1 protein-coding gene is annotated in these 701 nt (G+C 64.2%); it reads right to left on the reverse strand.

From position 1 onward, the window contains the following. Window positions 1-701: condensation domain-containing protein (locus HF886_RS20855; RefSeq protein WP_240955262.1), on the reverse strand; the 701-nt coding region annotated here is incomplete at both ends.

Below are 701 nucleotides of genomic sequence, written 5' to 3' on the forward strand. Positions count from 1 at the left end.
GCATGCACCACCATGAATTCCGTTGCACCACTGCGACGGGCCACCTCGGTGATACCCGCACGAACACGACCATCGATCACGAAACCGTGCGAGGCGCCCCGGTAACTCGACACCACCGGACGAGGCCGATCCGCCGGCAACGTCGACTCCTCCGGCAGATCCGCCAAAGCAGTGCGCCAGAACTCGGATTGCCGCGCGAGCAACGACTCCGGATCGGACTCGTCGCCGAGGACCTCACGCTGCCACAACGTGTAATCCGCGTACTGGACTTCCAACGCCGACCACTCCGGGACCGCGCCCGCAGCCCGCGCCGCATACGCGGTGACCACGTCACGAGTCAGCGGTCCCATCGAGAACCCGTCACTCGAGATGTGATGAACCACCACAACCAGAATGTGCTCTTCCGGCGTGATCTGCAGCAGCCGCACCCTGATCGGAACCTGCTGCGTGACATCGAAACCGGTCGTCACGATCTCCGTGACACGTGCCGGCACCTCGTCGGCCGCGATGTCCTCGACACGCACCTCCACGACCGCGTCGTCGGCACCGAGCACCTTCTGGAAACCGACTCCGTCGATCTCCGGATATACCGTCCGCAACGACTCGTGTCGCGCGACGACATCCGACACGGCCGCCTGCAACGCATCGACATCCAACGAGCCCGACAACCTGATTACGGCCGGAATGTTGTTCGCCCCCGA

This window comes from Rhodococcus sp. 105337, from assembly GCF_012844225.1.
Lineage (GTDB): Bacteria > Actinomycetota > Actinomycetes > Mycobacteriales > Mycobacteriaceae > Rhodococcus.